At 54.2% G+C, this 1,015-nt stretch carries 1 protein-coding gene; it reads left to right on the top strand.

Annotated features, from left to right (window positions below):
* A partial coding sequence (locus SLS51_RS23025) for a cadherin-like domain-containing protein (protein ID WP_323840811.1) occupies positions 1-1,015 on the top strand: 1,015 nt, incomplete at both ends.

The raw sequence follows: 1,015 nt of genomic DNA, 5'->3' as shown, positions 1-1,015 counted from the left end.
CGATGTCTTAGTCGGCGGCAGCGGGCACAACACTATCATTGGTGGCAGTGGCAAGTCGGTTATCTATGCCGGTCCTCAGGGCGACACAATCTATGCTTCCGAAGGCGGCAGCATCATTCACGCCGGTGGCGGCGATGATAAGATTTTTGGCGGCTTTGGTGACGACGTGATCGAAGTGGGTCACGGCAATGCTACGATTGATGGGGACGGGGGGGTTAACATCGTCAGCCTGCACGGTAACCACGGCGATTATCAAATTACCCGTACCGACAGTGGGTATGTGGTGGCCGATAAGGTCGCCGGGCGTGACGGCACGGTTACGCTGAAAAATATCCAAAAACTCAATTTTTCAGATATTTCGGCGGTTGATTTACAAACACCCAATGCGATGCCTGTCGAGGATGTCCTCACTCACGACAAGGACGGCAAGGTTTTTGATCGTACTCAGCCACATCTGATTGCCGCAGAAAGCCTGTTGGCTAACGATCAACATCTTAACAGTCAGGGTGCCCTGCGCATTGCCAATGTTGGGGATGCGATAGGCGGTACGGTCAGCCTCACAGCTCAGGGCGATGTCTTGTTTACGCCGGATGCAGATTACACCGGTGTCATTAGCTTTAAATATGGGGTAACTGACGCAGCCGGGAATCCGTCAGCATCGGTAGTCGATCTGAGCAGTGGGGAAACCGCGCCGATGCGCGCCGTTGCGACATTATTGACCCCGGAAGTCCCGCTCGATCCATTAGCTGCTCAACAATGGTATCTGAGCGATGCCAACATTCTGCCGGTCTGGAAGGACTACACCGGCAAGGGCGTACGCATTGGTCAGTTCGAGCCGGGCGGTAAGTTTGCCACCGCGCCTGAAATATTTGATGTCAATCACCCCGACCTTGCGGCGAATGTCGACAAAGCCTGGTTGCAGACTCAACAAACCAATGGCACCTTGCCGAATGTGGTCTCCAACCACGCGACAATGGTGGCGGGTGTGATGGTTGCGGCGAAAAATAATACAGGT

It is taken from the genome of Photorhabdus africana (assembly GCF_035181445.1).
Classification (GTDB): domain Bacteria; phylum Pseudomonadota; class Gammaproteobacteria; order Enterobacterales; family Enterobacteriaceae; genus Photorhabdus; species Photorhabdus laumondii.
This window is presented reverse-complemented; position numbering and strand designations above follow the sequence as displayed.